Below are 21,549 nucleotides of genomic sequence, written 5' to 3' on the forward strand. Positions count from 1 at the left end.
CAGTCCCTTATTTAAACTCAGGTATGTCATAAGAAAGATTCGCATTCGGAAAACTGTCGAACATTTTCTTCATGCTGGTTGTCTGAGCCGTAGCCCAGTTAACATCTGTCGCATACTGATGTGTTCCCGGCGAGGCCGGATTCCAGCGCATTTTATACAAAGTATTCTGACCAGAGCCAACAAACTTATCAGATATCCACTTAGCACCACCATCGATGGCCTTCGCGGGTGTTGTCCAGCCCTGTTTATAAGCGTAGTTAGCGCCGGTTTGCACCGCATTGCCATCCAGCGCGCCTATGCCGTACATATTATAAACTTTGGTTCCATTAACCATGACGCCTTTGGCTAACTCACTGGTGCCATTTCCCGTCTCCAGCGCGGAATGGGCAGCCAGATACGCTTCATTAACATTATATTTTTTTGCCGCATCCAGATAAGTCTGTTCCTGACCGGACAGCGTGCCCTTATCCTTAAGGAAAGTGCTCATATCATCTTTACTGATCCCAGATGAGGAGGAAAGATCCACAAACTGATATTTGTCTTTGCCTTCCATGTGGTTGGCAGGATCGACATATTTTTTGATATCGTCCTCGGTGGCGTTTACGAAGCCTTTTTTAGTTTTATCCCATTTCACCGGCGTGGCTTTAAGCCCTTTTTGTTTTTTGACCATCTCATCTACCGAGTAGTCATATTTGCTCTTCTTATCGCCAGAAGCAGTATTGGCTAACGGTGCAGCCGCCCCTTTCGCCGGTGCCGCCGCAGCTTTTGGCGCAGCCGGAGCCGCCTGTCCTTTCTGCTTCGGCGGGAACAGATTCTCTACGGCCTGGCTGATGTTTTGTTTATGACTGGAGCCCGGTGCGCTTGTGCCCGGCTTCGCGCCATCCGTGTTCAGGTTCAGTTTGCCGCCAGAGGTGGTGATATGACCATCACCCTGCACAAAAATATTGAAGCCCTTGCCCACAATATTGATCTGGCCGTTCGCATTCAGTTCGATAGCACTCTCTCCGCATTCAAGGCGAAGTTTAGTCCCCGAACCCACTACATAGGTATCGACCACCGCATCGAGTTTGCTCTTACCGGTCAGCCGCTCTTCGCCACCTTTTACACCGTGGACACGGTTGGTTTCGACACGGTAGAGCTCATTGCCGCCCGCGTAGTGGCTGTGATTGTTGGCGACTGAATGGCTGGCGTCATTTTTAACATGCGTATCCATGTTCTTCTGCGCCTGAATCCACAGGTGTTCCTCACCCGACTTATCCTCAAACCTTAACGCGTTCGCGGTGTCCGCCGTGCCATCCTTCGACCGGCTCAGGAACCCCATCTGCGTCGCCGCTGCCGGCAGCGCCCACGGCGGCATGCTTGCCTCATTGTAAACCCGACCGATGATCAGCGGACGATCCGGATCGCCGTTGATGAAGTCCACCACCACTTCGTCGTTGACCCTGGGGATCTGCACCCCGCCAAATCCCTGGCCCGCCCAGGCGCTGGAGACGCGCACCCAGCAGGAGCTGGTGTCGTCACCCTTCGCCAGCCGGTCCCAGTGAAACTTCACCTTTACCCGGCCGTAGCGGTCAGTCCAGATCGACTCGCCTTTGGGCCCCACCACCTTCGCGGTCTGCGGGCCGTGCGTTTTCGGCCACGCCGTTTCGGGCGGCGTGCGGTAGGTCACCGACGACGGCAGCACCATGAAGTGGATGTTGTGACGGCTGTCGCCGGTGTCGCCGCTGGCGTAACTGTTTTCAGCAAAGTCATAGGTCGCCGAGGTCACCAGATACTCGCCGTTGTCGCTGAAGTGCGGCGCGTTGATGATCGAGAAGGTAAAGCCCGGCGCGATGCCGGTGGCCGTGCCCGACCCGCTGACGCTGTGGTGCTCGGCCTGCCACACTTCCTGACGGATGCGCGCGTAGGACTCGCCGTGGCTGTGGTCGACAAAATGGCCCGGCCAGTCGTAGACGTCCACCGACCCCGGCACCGGCGACGCCGGGTTCTGCCGCGCCTGCAGCATCCAGGCGTTCGGCTTGCGGAAGTCGTAGTCGTCGGTGCTGTAGATGCCCGGCGTCACGCTCTCCGCCAGCGACCACTGGCTGATGCCCTCTTCCGTGACCACGCCGCCCGACGGGGTGACGTGATAGGCGATGGTCTCATAGCCCGGAAACGCCTGATGCTGGTCCGGCGCGTCGCACAGCACCAGCGTGTGTCTGTCCGCCTCGTGGCGGAAGAAGTAGTAAATCCCCTCCAGCTCCATCAGGCGGCTGATAAAGTCCAGGCTGCTCTCCTGATACTGTACGCAGTACTCCCACACCCGGTAGCTACCCGCCAGGCGTGTATCCACGTTGACCCCGTACTCCTTCAGCAGCGTCTGCACAATCTGCGGCACCGTCTGACTCTGGAAGATGCGCAGGTTGCGGTCACGCTTCATCGGCCACAGGTCCGGCTCGACCGTCAGCGCATAGACCGCGTAGCGGGTGCCGCTCAGCTCCTGGCTGCGCACCGCCACCCGGGTGATTTTGCCGTTGAGGTAGCGCGGGCTCAGCGCGTTCATCAGGCCATCGGTCGGCAGCGTAAACGTCACCGGCTTCCCCAGCAGGGCGTGGCGGTCGATGCGCGCGTCGGTGGCCAGCAGTTCAGCGGTGAGCACAAACGGACGGGACAGCGTCTCGGTGCCCTTAAGGGTATGGAACAGCAGGCCGTCCGCCGGCAGCTGTGCAGTAATGCGTGAGAACATAAGTAATCCCTGACTATTAACTGTGTGGATCGAGCAACCAGACACCTTCTTCACTGATGTTCAGCGTTTGTTCGCGGGTGCCACTCTGGCCGCTGATGGCAAAGGTGTAGTTGCCCGGTGCCAGTTGCAGCGTGGCGAAGCCATTCACCGCCGGCACCAGCGCCTGCGGCTGACCGTTCACCTGAACGCGTTCACCCTGCTGCAGACGGATATAGACCTGGGCGACCGGCGCGGGCGGTGGTGCCGGTTGTGGATCGGGTTCACGCGCGGCGGTCTGCGCGGGCTCAGACGTCTGAGCCGGAGTGCTGGCAACCGTATCCGGTGAGGCTTCAGCCTGGGTTGGTGGCGCGGCAACCGGCTGGTTAACCGGCGCGACGGTGACGGCAGACGCGTCGTTCTGCGCGATCTCAGCCGGCGGTGTCTGTTCGTTACCGCGTGACATCAGCAGACCGGCGCCCAGGCCGACCAGCACGCCAGCGGCAACCAGGCCCGGCAGTGCAAAACGGTGTCCCAGCAGCGTTTTCAGTTTCGAGGCGGGTTTGATCACCTCCTCTTCTTCTTCAATCGGCACCAGCATGGTGCCCGGTCCGCTGATTGTTGCGCTAAGCAGCGGTTCCGGTTCACGTTCCGGCAGCGCCATCAGCGCAGCAAAATCATCAATGCTCTGAGGGCGATCTTCCGGTTTCAGCGCCAGCGCGCGATCGACGGCGCTGAGTAGTGCCGTCGAGTAGCCCGCCATACGACGCTGCACCAGCGGCTGGTAGTTATCTTCGATGCTGCGCACCACGCTGACCGGCGGTGGCGCACCGGTAATCAGGGTATGCAGCACCGCGCCCAGCGCGTAGATATCGGTCCACGCGCCCTGCTCGCTCTCGTCGTTGTCGCTGTACTGCTCAATCGGCGCATAGCCGGGACGCAGCATCGTCTCGCTCTCATCCGACAGATTGCCGATAGTTTTACGCGCCGACCCGAAGTCCAGCAGGATCGGCTCGCCACTGCTCTGAATCTGGACGTTATCCAGCGAAATATCGCGGTGCAGATAGCCCGCTTCATGGATGGTTTTGATCGCGCCCAGCAGCGGTGGCAACATGCGACGGATCCAGGCCTCATTCACCGACTGCGGATTGCGTTCGCTGAAGTTCGAGAGCGTGGTGCCGCTGTAGAACACCGTGCCCATATAGGCGGTGTCGTTCTGCACCCAGAAACGCAGCACGTGCAGCAGGTTGGGATGATTAAAGCGCGCCAGCAGCCGCGCCTCCTGAATAAAGCTGTTCAGTCCGGCGTGAAAGGTCTTGCTGAACCGCTCGCTGCGCAGCACCAGATTCAGGTCATCGCTGCGCACTGCCAGTGAGGCGGGCATAAACTCTTTGATCGCGATATCACGCTCAAGCTGGTGATCCCAGGCGCGATAGACGATGCCAAAGCCGCCACCGCCGATGACCTCTTTGATTTCAAACTCATTGAAGCGGTAACCCAGCGGCAAGGCGTTGGGGACATTCAGGGGTTGATCATGTTCCGACATATTCAATTACTCTCTGATAGCCAGGCTTTAAACCGCGAACTGGCAGACAAATTCACCCTGCTCACAACGCACATCGACGCGGCGATAGCGTTCATCGCGGGCATGGGCGCTCAGCAGGATCTGGCTCATCTGTGGCAACAGCGTGTTGGTAAGGATGGCATCCACCATGCGACCGCCCGACTCGACTTCGGTGCAGCGCTGCACAATCTGGCTCACCACCGACTCGTCGATCTGCGCCTCAATGCCGTGGTTCTCGGCCAGACGACGCACAATGCGCGCCAGCTGCAGCCGCACAATCTCCGCCAGCATCGCGTCGCTGAGCGGGTAATACGGCACCACCAGCAGGCGGCCGAGCAGCGCAGGCGGGAACACCTCCAGCAGCGGCTTACGCAGCGCGGTGCTCAGGGCGTCGGGATCGGGCATCAGTTCAGGATCGGCACACATCGCGCTGATTAACTGCGTGCCGACATTGGAGGTCAGAATGATGATGGTGTTGCGGAAATCGATGTGCCGGCCTTCGCCATCCTCCATCCAGCCTTTATCAAACACCTGGAAGAAGAGTTCATGCACATCCGGATGGGCTTTCTCAATCTCATCCAGCAACACCACGCTGTAGGGGCGACGGCGAACGGCTTCGGTTAGCACGCCGCCCTCGCCGTAGCCGACGTAGCCCGGCGGTGCGCCTTTCAGCGTCGAGACGGTGTGCGCCTCCTGAAACTCACTCATGTTGATGGTGATGATGTTCTGCTCGCCGCCATACAGCGACTCGGCCAGCGCCAGCGCGGTCTCGGTTTTACCCACACCGGAAGGCCCGCACAGCATAAACACACCGACCGGCTTGTTGGGATTATCAAGGCGCGCGCGCGAGGTGCGTACCCGTCTGGCGATCAGATCCAGACCGTGACGCTGGCCGATGACCCGCTGGTTCAGTGTATCGGCCAGATTCAGCACCGCGTCGATCTCATTCTTCACCATTCTGCCCAGCGGAATGCCGGTCCAGTCCGACACCACGGCAGCCACCACGCCTGCATCGACGGCGGCAAACAGCAGCGGCGTGTCGCCCTGCAGCGCAGTAAGCTGCTGCTGCGTCGCATCGCGCTGTTCACGCAGCGCCGCATCCTCTTCTGTCACACAGCGGGCGCGCAACGCAATCAGCGTCTCGACCAGTTCGCGCTCCTGCAGCCAGCGCTGTTGCAGCGCATCCCGCTCGGCTTCCAGCGCAGTGCGCTGCGCTGCAATCGCCTGCTGGCGGGTGGCGTCGCCCAGGCCCACCCGGATTTCACGTTCGATGATCTCTGCTTCAATCTCCAGCGCCGCCAGACGGTGAAGACAATCTTCCAGCGCCGCGGGCTGCGCACCCTGGCTGACCGCCACGCGGGCGCAGGCGGTATCCAGCAGCGCCACCGCTTTGTCAGGCAGCTGGCGCGCCGGAATGTAGCGATGCGACAGTTTCACCGCCGCACTGACCGCATCATCCAGCAACAGCACCCGATGATGTTTTTCCAGGGCGCTGACGGTGCTGCGCAGCATCAGAATCGCTTTGGCTTCATCCGGCTCCTGCACCTGCACGGTCTGGAAGCGACGGGTCAGCGCCGGATCTTTCTCAATGTACTTTTTGTATTCGGCCCAGGTGGTCGCGCCGATGGTGCGCAACTGTCCACGCGCCAGCGCCGGTTTAAGCAGGTTGGCGGCATCACCGGTGCCCTGCTGACCGCCTGCCCCGACCAGGGTGTGGATCTCATCAACAAACAGCACAATCGGCGTCGGGCTGGACTGCACCTCATTGATCAGCGCCTGCAGTCGCGCTTCAAACTCCCCTTTCATACCAGCACCCGCCTGCAGCATGCCGATGTCCAGCAGCCAGAGCTGCACATCGCGCAGCGGCGCAGGCACATCGCCCGCCGCGATACGCAGCGCAAGGCCTTCGACCACCGCGGTTTTGCCGACGCCCGCTTCGCCGGTCAGCAACGGGTTGTTCTGGCGACGACGCATCAGGATATCGACCATCTGGCGGATTTCGTCGTCACGTCCGGTCACCGGATCGATACGGCCTTCACGGGCACGCGCCGTCAGGTCCTGCGCATATTGTGCCAGCGTACTGCCACTGGCGGCGGGCGGTGCGCCGCCAGCATCCGCCGGTGCGCTCAGCGCCTGCTGCGCTTCTTTGCTGTTACTGAGCAGCGTGTCGAATTCCGCCAGCAGCGCATCGGCGTTGACGCGGCTGAACTGACCGGAGATGCCTTTCAGCACGCTGGCCAGGTTGAAGGTTTTCAGCATGCCGATAAGCAGATGGCCGCCGCGAATGCGGGTCGCGCCATATTTCAGCGAGGCGTAAACCCACGCCCGTTCAACGGCGCTGTCGATATGCTCGGAGAGGTCGGAGACCGCACTGGCACCGCGCGGCAGGCGATCCAGCGCGGCAACAATGTCCTGAGTCAGGGCCTTTTCATCCAGTGAAAAATGTGTGATGACCTGCTGTAAGTCGCCATCCTGCTGCTGCATCAGCTGATGCAGCCAGTGCACCAGTTCGACATAGGGATTGCCGCGCAGTTTGCAAAAGGCGGTGGCGCTTTCCAGCGAGGTAAATAACAGCGTATCCAGTTTGCCGAATAGCACGGCACGGCTGATTTCTGACATAGGGGGCTCTCTTCAATGAAAGACGCAGGCTGTGTAACAGGAAAAGCGGCTGGGCTAGCGCGAATCAGCCTCAACCTCAAACATAAAATCTTCACGATCTTGCGGCTGCGGCGCATGCCCCAGCCAGCTGGTATAGCCGAGTCGGGCATCTCCACCCAGCGCCACACCCTGCACCTCGTCAGCGGCCAGGATCAGGCTGAGATCCCACTGCATTTCGATGCCGAGGTAGTGACGCACCCAGTCGCGCACTTCTTGCGCGCCGGGAGCGTCCGGCAGAAAGCGGGCATACTGCGCGGCGCTGAGCGGTCCCAGGTGCAGACGAAAACGGTGCTGCACGTCGCGCACCGCCACGCCGAGAAATGCAGAAGCGCCCAGCCGGGGCATATGGCGTCCCGCGCCCAGTCGGGCCTGATCGCGGCTGTCCAGCGTCAGCCAGTGCGGCAGGTTCTGCGTCAGCCTGACCGGCACGCCAAAGTAGTGGCGCAGAATGCGCACCAGCCCTTCGGCATCGTGGCCGTGGCGGCTGAGGTGGCCCACCAGCATCAGTCGGGCATGGAGGCTGAGCGAGCTGGCCTGCTGCTGGGCCGGTAAACCGATACCCGCCAGGCAGGCGAGATAGTTCAGGAAGCGACTGTCGTCGGGGCGATCCAGCGACACGGTCGGTTGCGCATCGGCCCAGGCACGATAAAAAAGCAGCGTAGCGCGATGGTGAAACAGGTCAGCAAACGCCGACAGGCTGTGATCCTGATGATGCACGATACGTTCATGCACATATTCGGTCAGATGGGTCGGCAGCGGGCCGTTGGGGCCAAACAGGCCGAAGCTGTAGATGGAGAGCTCATGACGTCCCGCCTCGTCACGCGGCGTGGCGCTGGCGACGGTGGCGGGCGCAAACGCCAGTGACGGCGTCTGACCGATGCGCACCGATTCGAACTTCGGCAGCGGCGCACGGCCCAGCGGATAGCGCTGACCGCCCTGCGCATCCAGCCGCCGCAGCAGCTGGAACAGATCGTAGCGCCACGGCGCGGCCATCACCCGCTGCCAGAAATCATCCGGCAGACGGGTGAGCCGGGGCAGCGAAATCACCTTTTCGCCACTCATATCAGCGCTTTCCGGCCCATGCGCGGCGGCCAGTAGCCCACTTCTCCACGCTGCTGGCTGTTCAGGGTGAACTCCGTGAAGCTGTTGAGCGCCACGAGGCGGCCACAGACCCGCTCCAGTACGCTGCCGAACAGCCACGGGCTGGCTCCCGAAAATGCCTGCTCATCCACTTCCAGCGTGATGCTGACGCCGCGCGCAAACACCACCGGACCCGGTTCCGGCACGCGGCGGTTGACCGCGCTGAGCGTACAGTGGCGGATGCCGTCAATCTGACGTGCGACCGGTGCTTCCGCCAGGTTGGCGTAGAGGCTCAGCAACTGGCGCAGCGCCGCCGCGCCTTCTCCGTCGCTGCTGTCCATCAGGCTGAGGTAGTTCATCTGCAGATGGCTGATCAGCCGCCACGCGGAAAGTCCCTCGGCCAGCGCCGGACGCGGAGGCGTCGGCCCTTTGCAGAGCTTCAGTTCCGACACCGGAATGGAGTCCGGCATCACGAAGTTGCCCTGATCCTGCTGCAGCATCAGCGGCAGATCGCGACTGGTGCACATCACGTCGGCTGAGAGATAGCGCACCTCGTCGTGCCACGGCGCGTGATGCTCATCCACCAGCGACAAAAAGACTTCTGAGCCGATGTAACCGGTCCGCGTGCCGTAGCGCTGCGCCTGCTCTGACAGCGTGCGCTGTTCGCGGCGCAGTGAAAAATAGGCGCCGTAATCGCCCTGGTCACCGCTGAAGGTGCTCCAGAACGGACGGAAGACCTGCTCTTCCCGCTTGCTCTCTACCGTAGCGAACAGCCGTTGCACCGAGTGCACCTCATAATCCAGCGGACGGATGTTATCCACCACCAGATGATATTCATGCTGGCTGTCGCTGACCTTCAGGCGCTCGGCGGTTTTCGGGAACAGATTGATGACCGGCGTGCAGTGCAGCGCCAGATGGCTGTGATCGACCACGCTTTCCAGCGCGCTGTCCGCCTTATCGAGCAGAATGATGATGTCGAACGCCATGGCGTTGTCGCAGCGGCGCAGAAACGGGGCCAGCTGGCTCAGGCTGATGAACTGGAAGCGCGCCGGAAAGGCGAAATACTCCTGCAACAGACGATAGCCGTCGAAGTTGCGCAGATCGTCCGGCAGCAGCGCCTGCTCCGGCGCAAAGCCCTGCTGCTGTAACGCGTCATCCGTCAGCACCTGACGCTGCGGACGCTTCTCAACCGACTGCAGCACGATTCCCACCCGGTGCTGCATCAGCAGCTCCAGCAGTTTCAGTGCCTGGATATCCGGGCCGCTGAGAAACAGCATCAGATCGTCCACGCTGAGCTGACTGAGCGAGGAGATCCCTTCGCAGCTGATGCGGATACGCAGCGCACTGACCGCGCCCAGACCGCCGAGTTTCAGCTCGCCAGAGGGCAGATCGCCGGGCACGCCGCCGAGACTGGCTTCACTGATGCGCAGCGGATGCAGTACCACATCGTGCGCGGTGGTGTAGCTGCAGGTCACGCCGGTTTTTTTCAGGTTCTGGCTCTCCATCATGGTGCCGCGCGGCACGCGAAAGCCCTGGGTGATGTCGCCTTTGCGGCTGTCCGGCGTCAGCTGAGCGATCGCCATTGACGGCGTTGGCGAGAGATAGGATGGCGCAATCATCTCCAGCAGACGCTGCGAGAAACGCGGAAACTCCGCATCCATCTTCAGCTGCACGCGCGACGTCAGGAAGGCAAAACCTTCCATCAGCCGCTCGACATAGGGGTCCGCCACGTCAATGCCGCGCATGCCAAGACGTCCTGCCACTTTAGGGTAGCGCGCAGCGAACTCGGCCCCCATCTCACGCAGGTAGGCGAGTTCACGGTTGTAATAGTCGAGCAGATTGCTGTCCATGATTACCCTGCATCCTGTAGTTCGAAATGACCGCTCTCCAGATCAACCTGAGTGCGGAACAGAAACGCCAGCGGATAAGGCACGCACCAGAGCCGCCCTTTGATCTCAATCGACAGCACGTTGTGCAGGCTGAGCGAGCCGAGATCGCTGACGCAGCGCACCTGTAAACCCTGCGGCAGGATGCGCGGCTCGAAGTGCAGAATGGCGTTGGTCATTTTGCGCTGCATATCCTGCCATTCGATATCGGAGACGTTCTGCCCGGCCAGCGGTGCCACACCGAAGTTCCAGACAGAGCGCTGCACCTGATCAAAGCCGCTGAGATCCTGCTGCGCTTCGTTGTTGATGGTGTTGAACAGCCACTGCAGATCGCGCAGTACGTGGCGGCGCAGGGTGCTGTGAGTGATCAGCATGCTGTTATCCGCTTCCTGCTGTTTATCCGGCGCGTTGTCGGTCAGGCGATCCAGCAGCGAGGATTGCAGCTTGTCGCGGGCGGTTAACGCATCGCGTTTTTTACGCGCGCGAAAGCCGCCATGCAGCTGGGCATAGCCGTCGTTTTGCGCGCCTGAATCATGGCTCATCGGCGGACTCAACGCTGTCAAACGCGACCTGCTGCAGGCTCAGCAGCGAAAATTCCGCGCTGTCACTGAGCCACATTTTTTGCCCCTGACCGATGAACTGGTCCGGATCGTCGCCCAGCGGCTGCCATTCGGTGACGCTGGCGCGCAGAAAACGTTCGTCAGATGCCGCCAGCAGCGGATAGCGCGCCGGAATCTGGCACACCTGCTCGCTGCCATCAACCAGCTGCACACGCGTGTGACGCCACACCAGATCGGTGACGCTGGCGGGTGCCTGAAACTGCATCTCACGAATGGCGGCAAACGGGATCCAGTAATAGCGGCCCTGACTGATAACTTCACACACTGGCCCGAAACGGCTGTCGCCATCCATCAGCCAGCTGAATGCGGTGGGCTGATCCTGCTGCGTCGCGGTGCCAGGATTGGCAGCCGCGAGCTCAAGCGCTTCAGCCCGCAGCGTGCTGCCGCGCGCGACATCACCCGCTACCTCGGCCTGCAAGGCGGCCAGCAGTGTGTCGCACCAGTGCCAGGCGCTGCCCGGCAGCACCGGGTCGACCTCGCCACGCAGCACCGCGTCACGCTGCAGCTCACCGGCGATCGCCTGTTGCAGCAGATTAACTGTCGGTTGCGCCTGTGGGCTTAACGCCAGCCAGGATTGCAGCTGCGTCTGCGCGCGCGCCCAGTTGCCGGAAAGACAGAGCAGCTGCACAAAGGCGGCCCGCAGGTCAGCATTCGCCGGATTTGCCTGAATCTGGCGGGTCACGTCAGCGAGCGTCTCACCGAGGGTGGCGCTGGCCAGACGGTGTTGTAAGGATTCCATGCAAACTCCTTTTGCGTCAGTTAAGGGTGCGGTAGACCGCAGCGGCGGGATCTTTCAGTTCAGGATGGAGTTTTTCCACCAGCTGCACGCTCAGCGCGGCATCGCCACTGATCCACGGCGACCAGACTTTACGGACTTCCTGCAGACGTGCCTGCAGCGCGCTCTGATCGGCCGCTTCGCTGACGGGCATCTGCACCACCACCTGACGAGTTGCCTGCCAGCCGTTAAAGCGGTTGCTGAACGGCAGAATCAGCCAGCTATCCGGGGATTTTTCATTGCTCAGCACCATGCGTTCACTGTTGACCGTGGTGATATGCAGTTCGGCAGTGGGCGACTGATTGCTCAGCCCCATCACCGGAAAACCCTGCACGAAAGTCACGCCGACTGCCGCAGGTGCGCCGTTACCCTGTTGCGTCAGGCGGCTGTGTCCGCTTAGCCAGCCATCCGAACCACAGATCAGCCCCTGATTTGCCGGAACAAACAGCGCGCTGCCCTGTGCCGGGTGCTGCCACCAGGTACGGAAATGGCAGCCGTCCAGCAGACTGAATTGCAGCCACGGCGACGTGTCGGCCTGAGCGGCGTTGCGTAGTGCGTCTGCGGGGACCGCCGTAGCCGTCGGCTGGACCGGTTGAGTCACGGGCGGCGTCACCACGGTTTTCCACTGCTGCGCACGGGCGGCGCTGCCAGTAGCAATTTCACTCCCCTGCGCATCGGTCAGTTGCCAGTGCAACTGTTGCAGCGGTTTACACTGTGACGCCATCAGTCCGGCAACGCGCGGCAGAAAATCTTTCAGCACCGCGGCGTTTTTTTCGCCCAGGGTGACGATGCGCAGGTTAATGGTGCTGTTACACCAGCTCGACAGCTGATTGTTTTTTACGTCATCAATCCAGACATCCAGTTTCTGTGCCGGGGACTGTACGATGCGATAGTTTTCAGCATAAGCGTGCGTGCTGAGCAGCAGCGCAGCCAGACCCAGTAATCCATATTTCATGTTGGCGTTCTCAATCTCGCAGAGGGAAGAACTGCGCCGCTTCAGAGAGCGAGTGCAGCAAGGTGGTGTCCTGAGGTGATCCAATCCAGACGGCCAGCGCGCTGAAATTATCCTGCTGCCCCTGATCCGGCTGATCGTTCCTGATGATTTGCTGCATCAGCGTCAGCCACTCTTCCGGCGTATTCACCATGTGCAGCGACTGCTGCATCTGTTCCAGCGTCACGCCGTGCCAGAAACCATCGGTGCAGAGTAAAAAGGCGTCGCCATCTTCAATCCCGACCACCTCGCTGTAGCTGGCGTCGCGCTGCTCATCGCCCATACCCAGCGCAAAATAGAGCAGATTGCTGTTGATGCCTTCGGTGCGATGTCCGGCATCTTTCATCTGCTGCACCAGGCTGTGGTCGGTGGTGACCAGATAGAGATAGCCGCGACGGAACAGATAGAGGCGGCTGTCGCCTGCATGGGCCCAGCAGGCCAGATGGTAGTCGCGGTCGATGAACAGGCTGACCAGCGTGGTGCCCATCCGGCTGTGTTCGCTGCTGGCTTTCTGCTGCTGGCGTATGGCGTGATTCGCCTGATTGACGTAGTTACGAATCGACTGCGCATTGAGATGCGCATCGCCATCAAAAGACTGCAGCAGGCTGCTGCGGGCAATCGATGCCGCGATGTCCCCGCCGGGAAACCCGGCTACACCGTCGCAGACCACAAAGCAGGCCGAGCGCTTACCGATGACATCACCGATCTGATCCTGGTTACTGGCGCGATCGCCCTGATTCGACGTCGAGGCAATAGTGATATTCATGCGTCATCCGTGTGGGTTTGTGAGTCTTTGTACTGATTAACTTCCAGGTCATAGGCGTGCAGGAACGCTTCGCCAAACAGGGTGTGGAAATCATCTTCGATCTCGCCCGCCGTCTCGCCGTAGCGCTCAACAAAATGCTCCCAGAGGGCCGCTTTACGGCTGCCAGGCAGGCCGATACGTGACACCGATCCCGCCTGACGCGCCTCCTCCTCCAGCTGCTCCGGATTAAAGGATTGCAGCATTGAGGCGATGATGGCGCGGATACCGGCGATCATGCCCAGCTGGTGCGCCTGCAGATCGATCAGCGCATCACGCACTGCCTGACGCGGCGGCATAAAGCCCGGCATCCGGCTGCCAAACATCTGCATTAAGACGGTTTTGCCCGAAGGCAGTAGCTTGAACGGGTTGTTGGCGTCGTCGAGGATCACCGTCATGTCTGCCTTCACCCCGCGCTTGAGGATCGAACGCGAAGAGAGCAGCGCCACCGTGCCCTGCGAAAACATGCTCAGCATCTGCCCGAATTGCAGCATCTGCTCACGGTCAAATTGCGGCGTCGGCTGCAGGTCGCGCAGACCCATTCCCTCCAGCAACGCATCCAGTAGTTCGCCCTTTAGGGCATCACCGCTGCTTTCGCTGGGTGTCGTCGGGCGCGCAGCGGCGGCATGGTGGCGACCGGAAGCAACGGGATCGATGCGCAACCGCCCTTTCGGCGTCGGGGATGGCGTACGCTGTACCGCTTGCGGCGTGGGCAGCGTAATTCCGCCGTAGTCGATCTGTGGATTTATCGCGTCAGACTGGCCGGGCAGCGCCTCGTCAATCAGCGGCGACTGCTGCTGTGCCTCAGGGTGAGGCTGGCTGTGAGTCTCATGCTGTGATTCGTCGAATCTGAACAGCGGTGAGTGATCCATGTCGGTCAGGCTGGCGGGATCCTGCTCCGATGAACGTGCGGCCATCGGCTCAGTTTTTGCCACCGGTTGAGGTGGCACATGCAACGTGGCCGGTTTCGGCGTCGTCAGCTCCGGCTGGGCCAGCGGCACCGCGTTGCCCATCATCAGACCCAGCGGATCATCATGGTTGCGCGCATCCACGCTGCTCTCACCGTCAAACAGGCTCAGCGGATCAAGTTCAGCGGCAGGCGTTTCAGCCTGCGGTGGCGCCGTGTTCTGCTGAGCAGACAGCGTGCTTGGCGTCCGGTCGTCAAAAATACTCTGCTGTCCGAACAGCGCATCGCCTTCATCAAACAGGCTGCTGTTTTTTGGCTGCTGCCCATAATCCAGCGGCGCGTCGTTAATCAGCTGAGCCAGCGGATCTTCCGGATTTCGGTCAGGACGAGCGGGCGCGGTCAGCGGATGGGCCTCGGGCATCTCTGGCGCAGCTTTGCGTTTAGAGAGATCGTCCGAAATCGAAAACTCTTTCGCCAGGCTGTCCCAGATTTCGCTGGGAATGGCGGCGGTGGTGCTGGCTTTTTCCGCTGACGGTTCGCGGACGGGTGCTACGGGCTGCACCGGCTCAGGACGCGGAACGGCTCTTTCACTCTGCGGCTGCTGCACACTGTTGAGATCGCTGACCAGCAATTGGTAATCATCAATGCCCAGTATGTCTCCATCCTGCAGCTCAACCTGACGTCCGCGTTCCAGCGGAATATCGTTGAGTAACACGCGCGTCACATTGCCACGGTTGGTCAGGCGACATTCGCCATTTGCCGTGATGTGCACAATCGCCTGCAGGCGGGAGAGTGTGCGATCGTCATCCGGCAGCACCAGATTGTTATCCACGCCGCGACCAATGGTGCCGCCGGGCGGAAAGAAATCACAATGAGTTTGCGGCGGCTGTTGGCCGGGTTTAGTCGTTATTATCGTAAAGCGCATAACGGATTCCTGCGGTTAGCGGTTCGGCATCTATACCGCGCACCTCTCGGGGAAAGGCGCGGGGTATAGAGAGCGGGGGGATTTAATTTTGGGAGTTGTTTTTATCTTAAATAATAGTGGCGATAAATTTATTAATTAAATTAACAGAGCAACTGCTTAATAAATTAAATGCATTACATCACAGCTTATAAATTTTCGAATTAAAATGGCACAACGTTAATACGGAAAAGAATAGGCATTGATTTTATATAAATAAAAAATGATTGACCTGTATGAATTTCATTTAAACAAGATCATCTGGTGGCAATAAGGCTTTGGCCTGACACTGCACCACAACATTCACCATCCACTATGAAGAGTGTGTCAGGCCGGGAAAGAAATGAGCCAGAGGCATAATCAATAAGGCAACTGCTTCAGAATCGCGGTGCGTTCCTGATCGAGACGGTCAATACAGAAATTTATGGCACTCACATAAGCATCGCTGCCTTGTTCAGCGGCATAGGCTTCAAGACCGCACTGACTATCACGGTATTTAAGCCAGTTACGCTGAGTATCAACAAAGGCGCTTCTATACTGGCTTGACTCCTCACCATGGCCCTTATAAATTTTCTCAATTCGAGCCTTCGCAGCCTTGTACTCTTTATTTAAATTCAGCTCTGACTCTGTTTTATTTTTTTCTGCACATTCATTAGCTTCCTGAACGTTATTTCCCTTTGAGCAATCACTCATCGCGTGGACGGGGGGAACGTAAATAACTGAGACACACAGCATTAAAAATAAAAAATTTTTCATATGAGATATCTATTTTTTATACTTATTATAGAGAGTTTTTGCATCCTGACTTTGCGAAAGCAACGTGCATTTCATCATATTGAAGTTTCCTGTGACCGAGCCAGTCAGGTTCATCTTCAGATACGCATTGATTAACTTATCACCATCACTGAATGCTTCAACAGGGAGATGGCTTACCTCTAACCAGGCTGACGCGCTTTTAAATGCATCATCGGTGAAAGCCTTGTCAGTCGCAACTTTTCCTGCACAACGGTTCAGAAGCCAGTTGCTGAAAATCTCCGGTTGCTTAAAGGAGTCTGGCACCGGTGGCGTTATCGCCAGCGCCGCAGGAGATAAAGTCAGAGCAAATAACATCAGGAATTTTTTCATTTCAGTATCCACAAGGAGGCAACATCAGGAACAAAACTACCATTTTCTGCGCCACCCAGGAAGTGACAGGTATCAGAGCAGATATTGCCGTTCCAGAGTGTCACGTGCCCACGGGCATTGCTCCAGCCACTCCCCTGAAACACAATGATCCCCTGCTTACCGTTAAATGAGCCGGGTTTTGGTGAGGTCACAGTCAGGTCTGGCTGACCAAACGCACCGACTAAAAAGTCCATCATATCGTTGACGCGAAACATATAACGCTTTTTGTCTTTACCCGTTACGGTCGCATAACGGCTGTTTGCGGGAACATGAACACCAGTGTAATTAAGAACATAGCTCATTCTTATTGGGCAGGCATTCTCGAAAATTCCGGCGGTGATATTCGCCTCTACTTTTCCACCCAGTATTTCCCCCACCTTCTCTACTCCTACATTGACTTCAGAGAAGCGATTCCAGGCGGCCGAAAACTGAGGTCTCAAATGTGCCATAGCAGAACTCCTTTTAAAGCCTCCCCCGAAGGGGAGGCGGCTATAAAATATTACGCTTCTTTGTTGCCTTTGATGTCCCAGCCGGCGCTGCTCTCTGCGCCTTTGCCGCCGGAAGAACTCTGCTCCCAGTACTGCTGCTTCACTTTAGAAGCCTGGAAGGAGTAGGTCATTCCCAGGGTATCGCCGTTGTCGGAGCCATTGTAATTCACAGCGGTCACCAGAACGTCTTCCAGGGTAATGCGTGCATACTCAACCTGAGAGCCACCCGCTTTACAGATTGAGAGTTCAACTTTAGCGAGATGTTTACCGCTTGCGCAGTTCTTCAGCAACGCCGTGGTGGATTTGTCGATCAGTGCATTAACGTGCAGGTCGTTGAAGTTAACCTTACCGGCACCGCCGCCGCCGCCAACAGACATGTTGCCTGGCTGAGAAGCACCCCATGAGAAAGAGGTGATATCAGTCCAGCCAGAGTGGTTTGAGTCTTTAGACTCGCCGGTGACTCCGTCAACCTTCATAAACATATCAATAGCCATTATCTTTCACTCTTTATTGGTTGAGATTATTGCTTTCAAAAAAAGCAAGGATATGGCAAAAAGAAAAGCATGGGGCTGAATAAAACAGTCCATATTTTACCTTTGCCTTGCTTCTGAAATATCGTCATAAACCATATTTCAGATATTGCGTTGCCGGGCACCGGGCCGGGCAATGGATTTATTCATTTCTCATGATGAGAAATCGAGGTTCTGACAGGCATTCAGGAAGCAGATATGCACTTAATAAATTTCTCTTAGCTTATCCGCCGCCCAGTAAAAACCGAACGATGCAGTAACTGAAGTAGTAATCATAATGCCGTTAATTATTTTCCCCATTATCGTGATATTCCAGTCACAGAAGAAAAGGTAATAACCTGCACAGGTGATTAAAATAAGAGAAGAAATAAAAACCAGCAGATAATGCAGCAAGCGCAAAGCTGATTTTTTAAGCATCCTGTTCCTCCCTGACATTTATCTCAGCAACCTTTCTGTCAGCCATCAGGCGCAAAAACCTTTCGCGCCTGATAAACCTGTAATTCAGAGGATGAATGATGCCAGGTCATCCCCGGCATCACGACTCCCTTTCAGCCCTTATGCATTATCATTTTTCAGCGACGGCAGCTTAGAGACCAGACGCAGAGAAACCGTCAGCCCTTCCAGCTGGTAGTGCGGACGCAGGAAGAATTTCGCGGAGTAATAGCCAGGATTATCCTCCTGCTCTTCCACATTCACCTCGGCAGCCGCCAGCGGCTTGCGTGACTTGGTCTCCTGCGAGGAGTTAGCCGGATCGCCATCGACATAGTTCATCACCCAGTCGTTCAGCCAGCGTTCCATTTCATCACGCTCACGGAAGGAGCCGATCTTGTCGCGCACGATGCACTTCAGGTAGTGCGCGAAACGGCAGCAGGCGAACAGGTAAGGAAGACGCGCGGCCAGACGGGCATTGGCGGTGGCATCGGCGTCGTGATACTCCATCGGCTTCTGCAGTGACTGCGCACCAATAAAGGCAGCGAAGTCAGAGTTTTTGCGATGTACCAGCGGCATAAAGCCATTTTTCGCCAGTTCGGCTTCACGACGATCGCTGATGGCGATTTCGGTCGGGCACTTCATATCCACGCCGCCGTCATCACTCGGGAAGGTGTGGCACGGCAGATTTTCCACTGCCCCGCCCGACTCCACGCCGCGGATTGCGGTGCACCAGCCATACTCTTTGAAGGAGCGGTTGATGTTGGCGGCCATCGCGTAAGCCGCATTGCTCCACGTATAGTTGCCATGATCCGAACCATCGGTCTGCTCTTCAAAGTCAAAGCTGTCGACCGGGTTGGTACGGATGCCGTAAGGCAGACGCGCCAGGAAGCGCGGCATCACCAGACCCAGATAGCGTGCATCTTCCGACTCACGCAAGCTGCGCCAGGCAGTATATTCGGTGTTCTGGAAGATTTTGGTGAGATCGCGTGGATTCGCCAGCTCCTGCCAGGACTCCATCTGCATCACTTCGGGCGCGGTGCCGGTGATAAACGGACAGTGCGCGGCTGAGCCGATACGCGCCATCTCACCCAGCAGCTCAACATCCTGCGGGCTGTGGTCGAAGTAGTAGTCGCCCACCAGGCAGCCAAACGGCTCGCCGCCGAACTGACCATACTCCTGCTCATAAATCTTCTTGAACAGCGGACTCTGATCCCAGCCGGCACCCTTGTAACGCTTCAGAGTACGACCCAGCTCCTGCTTGGAGATGCTCATAAAGCGGATTTTCAGCATCTCGTCAGTTTCGGTGTTGTTCACCAGATAGCTCAGGCCGCGCCAGGCGCTCTCCAGCGACTGAAACTCCGGATGGTGAATAATCTGGTTCACCTGCTGCGACAGCTTTTCGTCGATCTCCGCGATCAGCGCCTGAATGGTGCGATAGGCATCGCTGGAGACGGTAACGGTGTTCTCCAGCGCCTGCTGCGCCAGGGTTTTCACCGCGCTTTCGACCGCAGCACGTGCCTGATCGCTTTTTGGCCGGAACTCTTTATTCAGCAGCGCGCTGAACTCATCCTGACTGAAACTGGCTGCGCCCTGCGACTGCGGTTGTTGTGAAGTCTGCGTCATGCCTGCGGCTCCTTACCTTCAGTGGCCTCATCCTGCTTTGGCAGATGGGTCAGGGCCTGCAGCAGTGTAGGATCCTGCAGCACCTTACCAATCAGCTCTTCTGCGCCATTTTTGCCGTCCATATAGGTCAGCAGGTTTGCCAGCTGGGTACGCGCTTCCAGCAGCTTGCTCAGCGGCTCCACGTTGCGGGCCACCGCGTCCGGCGAAAAGTCATCCATGCTGTCAAAGGTCAGATCGATGTTCAGCTTGCCTTCGCCATTCAGGGTATTGTCTACCTGGAACGCGGCGCGCGGCTTCAGTGCTTTCATGCGCTCATCGAAGTTGTCGATGTCGATTTCCATGAATTTACGGTCATCAATGCCTGGCTGTGGCTCCAGCGGTTTACCCACCAGATCCGCCAGCACGCCCATTACAAACGGGAGCTGGATTTTGCGTTCCGCGCCATAAATTTCCACGTCATACTCAATCTGAACGCGAGGCGCGCGATTGCGGGCAATGAACTTCTGCCCACTGGATTTGCTTGTTGCCATGGTTTTCTCCATACATGATGCGCGGATAAAGTGTCACAGCAGGCGCGCAGGTCCCGCTGAGTGTGTGTGCGTCACGCCTGCTTAATCGCGACGTCCGAAAATGGTTTCCAGCTGATGTACGCCGTCGGGTGCCAGTTCGCGGATGATCTCCAGAAAGTCACGCTCGATTAAGCGCTGTACACGGTCGATCATCAGCGGGGCCGGATGACTCGGCTCATGCTGGGTGAAGTAGAGCTTCACTTTCTCCAGCATCAGCTGCGCGTCGGCGCGGGAACTGATCTGCACCGTGCGCCAGTCAGCGGCAGCGCGCGGGCTGGCCGGTGCAGGCGATGCCGCGGTTTCTGCGGGCTGTTCCACGGCGGCTGTGGGGATCAGCGCATTCAGATCGGTGGCCTGGCAACGTTCAGCGATCAGCGCAATCTGTCTGCGCAGCTGTGTGAGTTCCGGCACCGCGGCTTCCCCCAGCCGTTCGGTCACGGTTTCGCAGATGGTCTGCAGCCGCTCATGAATCTGCAGCACCGCCTCAATACCGGGCTGGTCGCCGCGCGCCAGTTCGTCGATCAGACGCGGCAGGCCTCCAGGATAGTCCGCGACTTCGGTTTTACTGCCGTCGCACAGGGCGGCCGCATCGCGCAGCGTGATGCCGTCAGAGGGATAGCGCAGCAGCCAGCACTGACGCACCGCGCCGCTCAGATCGGTTTTGTCACCCAGCAACGCCAGCGCATTAATGCGGTAGAAAGGATCCTGCTCGCCAAACTCCTCCAGCCGGGGCCACAGCGGCTCCCAGTAGAGCAACAACGCCTGTTCAATCAGCTTCAGGCCCTGGGCATAGCCCGGCAGCCCTTTCAGTTCGGTCCAGGCGTGGGTCAGCGCCAGCATTACCCGTAAATCTTTGCTGCGCGCCAGCAGCGCTATCGCCAGCTTCTCAACTCTGTTCCAGTCGGCCGGTTCTGCCGGAATGATAGTATTGCCGAACTGCTGCTCCGCTTTACCGGCGCTGGCCTGCTCCATCGCCTGAAAATCGGCGTGATACTCCAGGTTATCGCCGCCGGGATTGTCCTCGCTCACCGGAGCCAGCAGAGCCTCTGTATTCATCGTCATGCGTGTCGCCTCAGGATTCAAACATCGGGGGATAAAGTCCGTTTCGTCCCGGCTTTGCCCCACCGGCCGGATCAAACAGCAACGAAAAGAGCTGGGCGGTAAAATTACCGCTGTGAACCTGGGTATAAAGCGGGAAACCGTCGCTTTGATTGGTCCACCAGAAACTGGTGTAGAACTGCGGGTCGAAGTTCTCGCCCGGCAGTGTCCAGTTCAGCGTCGAAGGGGTATCGCCATGCCCGATGACGTTGAGAATGTCTGACGTCTCGTCCGACTCCTGCGGCGGCTGCGGCTGAGGAATGCTGATCAGCGCCTGATCCAGCTGCTCCGGTGACCCGCCGCCCTGCACCACCCGCAGCAGCGTGTTGCCGACCTGCTGATACCACTCGCCGGAGCGCGCCAGCAGGGCTGGCGACCACTCGGCGGGCGTGAAGTGGCGCAGCGCGCAGAGCGGGTAGTTACGGCCCACGCTGTCACGCGCGGCAATCAGGCAGCCCATCTGAATCAGCTGACTGCCCAGCATCGGCGGCACCACAAAATTCCAGACCGGCGCGTTGAGGAACGGGCGCGACGGGGCGTTATCACTATCCTGACTGCTCTGCCAGTGATGCAGGCCCACCTGAAACCAGCTGGACCATTGGCGATAGAGCACGTCCGGGAAGCGGCGCTTCACAAAGTCGCCCGCGCTGGGCACTTTGCCGTACCAGCAGGGTGCAGCGTAATGAGTCATTGTCGGGTC

The 21,549-nt window shown here is 58.6% G+C and carries 19 protein-coding genes; all 19 read right to left on the reverse strand.

The window, feature by feature from the left end; translation table 11 throughout:
* Positions 1-7: 7 nt before the first annotated feature.
* A complete protein-coding gene (gene tssI, locus ACR8BN_RS11295; protein WP_434746937.1) occupies positions 8-2,725 on the reverse strand; it encodes a type VI secretion system tip protein TssI/VgrG in 2,718 nt (905 codons plus the stop codon).
* 16 nt (positions 2,726-2,741) lie between these two features.
* Positions 2,742-4,247 carry a serine/threonine protein kinase gene (locus ACR8BN_RS11300; RefSeq protein WP_434746938.1) on the reverse strand — a complete coding sequence of 502 codons (1,506 nt, stop codon included), beginning with the start codon at positions 4,245-4,247 and terminating at the stop codon, positions 2,742-2,744.
* A gap of 27 nt (positions 4,248-4,274) precedes the next feature.
* Positions 4,275-6,884 (reverse strand): type VI secretion system ATPase TssH, encoded by a 2,610-nt coding sequence (gene tssH, locus ACR8BN_RS11305; RefSeq protein ID WP_083068313.1) that lies wholly within the window; start codon positions 6,882-6,884, stop codon positions 4,275-4,277.
* A 54-nt stretch (positions 6,885-6,938) separates the two neighbouring features.
* Positions 6,939-7,985: a type VI secretion system baseplate subunit TssG gene (gene tssG / locus ACR8BN_RS11310; protein WP_434746939.1), complete on the reverse strand. Its 1,047-nt coding sequence runs from the start codon at positions 7,983-7,985 to the stop codon at positions 6,939-6,941.
* Positions 7,982-9,853 (reverse strand): type VI secretion system baseplate subunit TssF, encoded by a 1,872-nt coding sequence (tssF, locus tag ACR8BN_RS11315; RefSeq protein ID WP_434746940.1) that lies wholly within the window; start codon positions 9,851-9,853, stop codon positions 7,982-7,984. The genes tssG and tssF overlap by 4 nt, the downstream gene beginning before the upstream one ends.
* A gap of 2 nt (positions 9,854-9,855) precedes the next feature.
* Complete coding sequence (gene tssE / locus ACR8BN_RS11320) at positions 9,856-10,431, reverse strand: type VI secretion system baseplate subunit TssE (protein WP_010246069.1); 576 nt, start codon at positions 10,429-10,431, stop codon at positions 9,856-9,858.
* Positions 10,421-11,248 carry a type VI secretion system accessory protein TagJ gene (locus ACR8BN_RS11325; RefSeq protein ID WP_425025430.1) on the reverse strand — a complete coding sequence of 276 codons (828 nt, stop codon included), beginning with the start codon at positions 11,246-11,248 and terminating at the stop codon, positions 10,421-10,423. The genes tssE and ACR8BN_RS11325 overlap by 11 nt, the downstream gene beginning before the upstream one ends.
* Before the next feature lie 16 nt (positions 11,249-11,264).
* Entirely contained in the window at positions 11,265-12,239 is a 975-nt protein-coding gene (locus ACR8BN_RS11330; protein WP_434746941.1) for a hypothetical protein, read from the reverse strand.
* A gap of 10 nt (positions 12,240-12,249) precedes the next feature.
* Complete coding sequence (locus ACR8BN_RS11335) at positions 12,250-13,041, reverse strand: PP2C family protein-serine/threonine phosphatase (RefSeq protein ID WP_010246078.1); 792 nt, start codon at positions 13,039-13,041, stop codon at positions 12,250-12,252.
* Positions 13,038-14,909, reverse strand: coding sequence for a type VI secretion system-associated FHA domain protein TagH (tagH, locus tag ACR8BN_RS11340; protein WP_434746942.1), 1,872 nt, complete (start codon positions 14,907-14,909; stop codon positions 13,038-13,040). The genes ACR8BN_RS11335 and tagH overlap by 4 nt, the downstream gene beginning before the upstream one ends.
* 396 nt (positions 14,910-15,305) lie before the next feature.
* Positions 15,306-15,701 (reverse strand): lysozyme inhibitor LprI family protein, encoded by a 396-nt coding sequence (locus tag ACR8BN_RS11345; RefSeq protein WP_434746943.1) that lies wholly within the window; start codon positions 15,699-15,701, stop codon positions 15,306-15,308.
* A gap of 9 nt (positions 15,702-15,710) precedes the next feature.
* On the reverse strand, positions 15,711-16,070 hold the full coding sequence (locus tag ACR8BN_RS11350) for a T6SS amidase immunity protein Tai4 family protein (RefSeq protein WP_434746944.1): 360 nt from the start codon (positions 16,068-16,070) through the stop codon (positions 15,711-15,713).
* Positions 16,067-16,558, reverse strand: coding sequence for a type VI secretion system amidase effector protein Tae4 (locus ACR8BN_RS11355; protein ID WP_137228646.1), 492 nt, complete (start codon positions 16,556-16,558; stop codon positions 16,067-16,069). The genes ACR8BN_RS11350 and ACR8BN_RS11355 overlap by 4 nt, the downstream gene beginning before the upstream one ends.
* Positions 16,559-16,608: 50 nt before the next feature.
* A complete protein-coding gene (locus tag ACR8BN_RS11360; protein WP_031592956.1) occupies positions 16,609-17,091 on the reverse strand; it encodes an Hcp family type VI secretion system effector in 483 nt (160 codons plus the stop codon).
* Between the two features lie 240 nt (positions 17,092-17,331).
* Positions 17,332-17,544, reverse strand: coding sequence for a hypothetical protein (locus ACR8BN_RS11365; protein WP_434746945.1), 213 nt, complete (start codon positions 17,542-17,544; stop codon positions 17,332-17,334).
* A 138-nt stretch (positions 17,545-17,682) separates the two neighbouring features.
* Complete coding sequence (tssC, locus tag ACR8BN_RS11370) at positions 17,683-19,182, reverse strand: type VI secretion system contractile sheath large subunit (RefSeq protein WP_434746946.1); 1,500 nt, start codon at positions 19,180-19,182, stop codon at positions 17,683-17,685.
* Positions 19,179-19,712, reverse strand: coding sequence for a type VI secretion system contractile sheath small subunit (gene tssB / locus ACR8BN_RS11375; protein WP_010246114.1), 534 nt, complete (start codon positions 19,710-19,712; stop codon positions 19,179-19,181). The genes tssC and tssB overlap by 4 nt, the downstream gene beginning before the upstream one ends.
* Positions 19,713-19,793: 81 nt before the next feature.
* Positions 19,794-20,807 carry a type VI secretion system protein TssA gene (tssA, locus tag ACR8BN_RS11380; protein ID WP_031292999.1) on the reverse strand — a complete coding sequence of 338 codons (1,014 nt, stop codon included), beginning with the start codon at positions 20,805-20,807 and terminating at the stop codon, positions 19,794-19,796.
* A 16-nt stretch (positions 20,808-20,823) separates the two neighbouring features.
* A complete protein-coding gene (gene tagF / locus ACR8BN_RS11385) occupies positions 20,824-21,540 on the reverse strand; it encodes a type VI secretion system-associated protein TagF (protein ID WP_434746947.1) in 717 nt (238 codons plus the stop codon).
* Positions 21,541-21,549: the final 9 nt, after the last annotated feature.

Source organism: Pantoea sp. Lu_F5_004, from assembly GCF_051136245.1.
GTDB classification, from domain to species: Bacteria; Pseudomonadota; Gammaproteobacteria; order Enterobacterales; family Enterobacteriaceae; genus Pantoea; species Pantoea agglomerans.

Bases quoted from the DNA above. Each gene is read 5' to 3' on its own strand.
- ACR8BN_RS11345 (WP_434746943.1), bottom strand. From the start codon at position 15,701: ATGAAAAATTTTTTATTTTTAATGCTGTGTGTCTCAGTTATTTACGTT.
- tssA (WP_031292999.1), bottom strand. From the start codon at position 20,807: ATGAATACAGAGGCTCTGCTGGCTCCGGTGAGCGAGGACAATCCCGGC.
- tssF (WP_434746940.1), bottom strand. From the start codon at position 9,853: ATGGACAGCAATCTGCTCGACTATTACAACCGTGAACTCGCCTACCTG.
- tssH (WP_083068313.1), bottom strand. From the start codon at position 6,884: ATGTCAGAAATCAGCCGTGCCGTGCTATTCGGCAAACTGGATACGCTG.
- tssI (WP_434746937.1), bottom strand. From the start codon at position 2,725: ATGTTCTCACGCATTACTGCACAGCTGCCGGCGGACGGCCTGCTGTTC.
- ACR8BN_RS11365 (WP_434746945.1), bottom strand. From the start codon at position 17,544: ATGCTTAAAAAATCAGCTTTGCGCTTGCTGCATTATCTGCTGGTTTTT.
- ACR8BN_RS11360 (WP_031592956.1), bottom strand. From the start codon at position 17,091: ATGGCTATTGATATGTTTATGAAGGTTGACGGAGTCACCGGCGAGTCT.
- ACR8BN_RS11325 (WP_425025430.1), bottom strand. From the start codon at position 11,248: ATGGAATCCTTACAACACCGTCTGGCCAGCGCCACCCTCGGTGAGACG.
- ACR8BN_RS11355 (WP_137228646.1), bottom strand. From the start codon at position 16,558: ATGGCACATTTGAGACCTCAGTTTTCGGCCGCCTGGAATCGCTTCTCT.
- tssB (WP_010246114.1), bottom strand. From the start codon at position 19,712: ATGGCAACAAGCAAATCCAGTGGGCAGAAGTTCATTGCCCGCAATCGC.
- ACR8BN_RS11330 (WP_434746941.1), bottom strand. From the start codon at position 12,239: ATGAAATATGGATTACTGGGTCTGGCTGCGCTGCTGCTCAGCACGCAC.
- ACR8BN_RS11300 (WP_434746938.1), bottom strand. From the start codon at position 4,247: ATGTCGGAACATGATCAACCCCTGAATGTCCCCAACGCCTTGCCGCTG.
- tssG (WP_434746939.1), bottom strand. From the start codon at position 7,985: ATGAGTGGCGAAAAGGTGATTTCGCTGCCCCGGCTCACCCGTCTGCCG.
- ACR8BN_RS11350 (WP_434746944.1), bottom strand. From the start codon at position 16,070: ATGAAAAAATTCCTGATGTTATTTGCTCTGACTTTATCTCCTGCGGCG.
- tagH (WP_434746942.1), bottom strand. From the start codon at position 14,909: ATGCGCTTTACGATAATAACGACTAAACCCGGCCAACAGCCGCCGCAA.
- tssC (WP_434746946.1), bottom strand. From the start codon at position 19,182: ATGACGCAGACTTCACAACAACCGCAGTCGCAGGGCGCAGCCAGTTTC.
- ACR8BN_RS11335 (WP_010246078.1), bottom strand. From the start codon at position 13,041: ATGAATATCACTATTGCCTCGACGTCGAATCAGGGCGATCGCGCCAGT.
- tagF (WP_434746947.1), bottom strand. From the start codon at position 21,540: ATGACTCATTACGCTGCACCCTGCTGGTACGGCAAAGTGCCCAGCGCG.
- tssE (WP_010246069.1), bottom strand. From the start codon at position 10,431: ATGAGCCATGATTCAGGCGCGCAAAACGACGGCTATGCCCAGCTGCAT.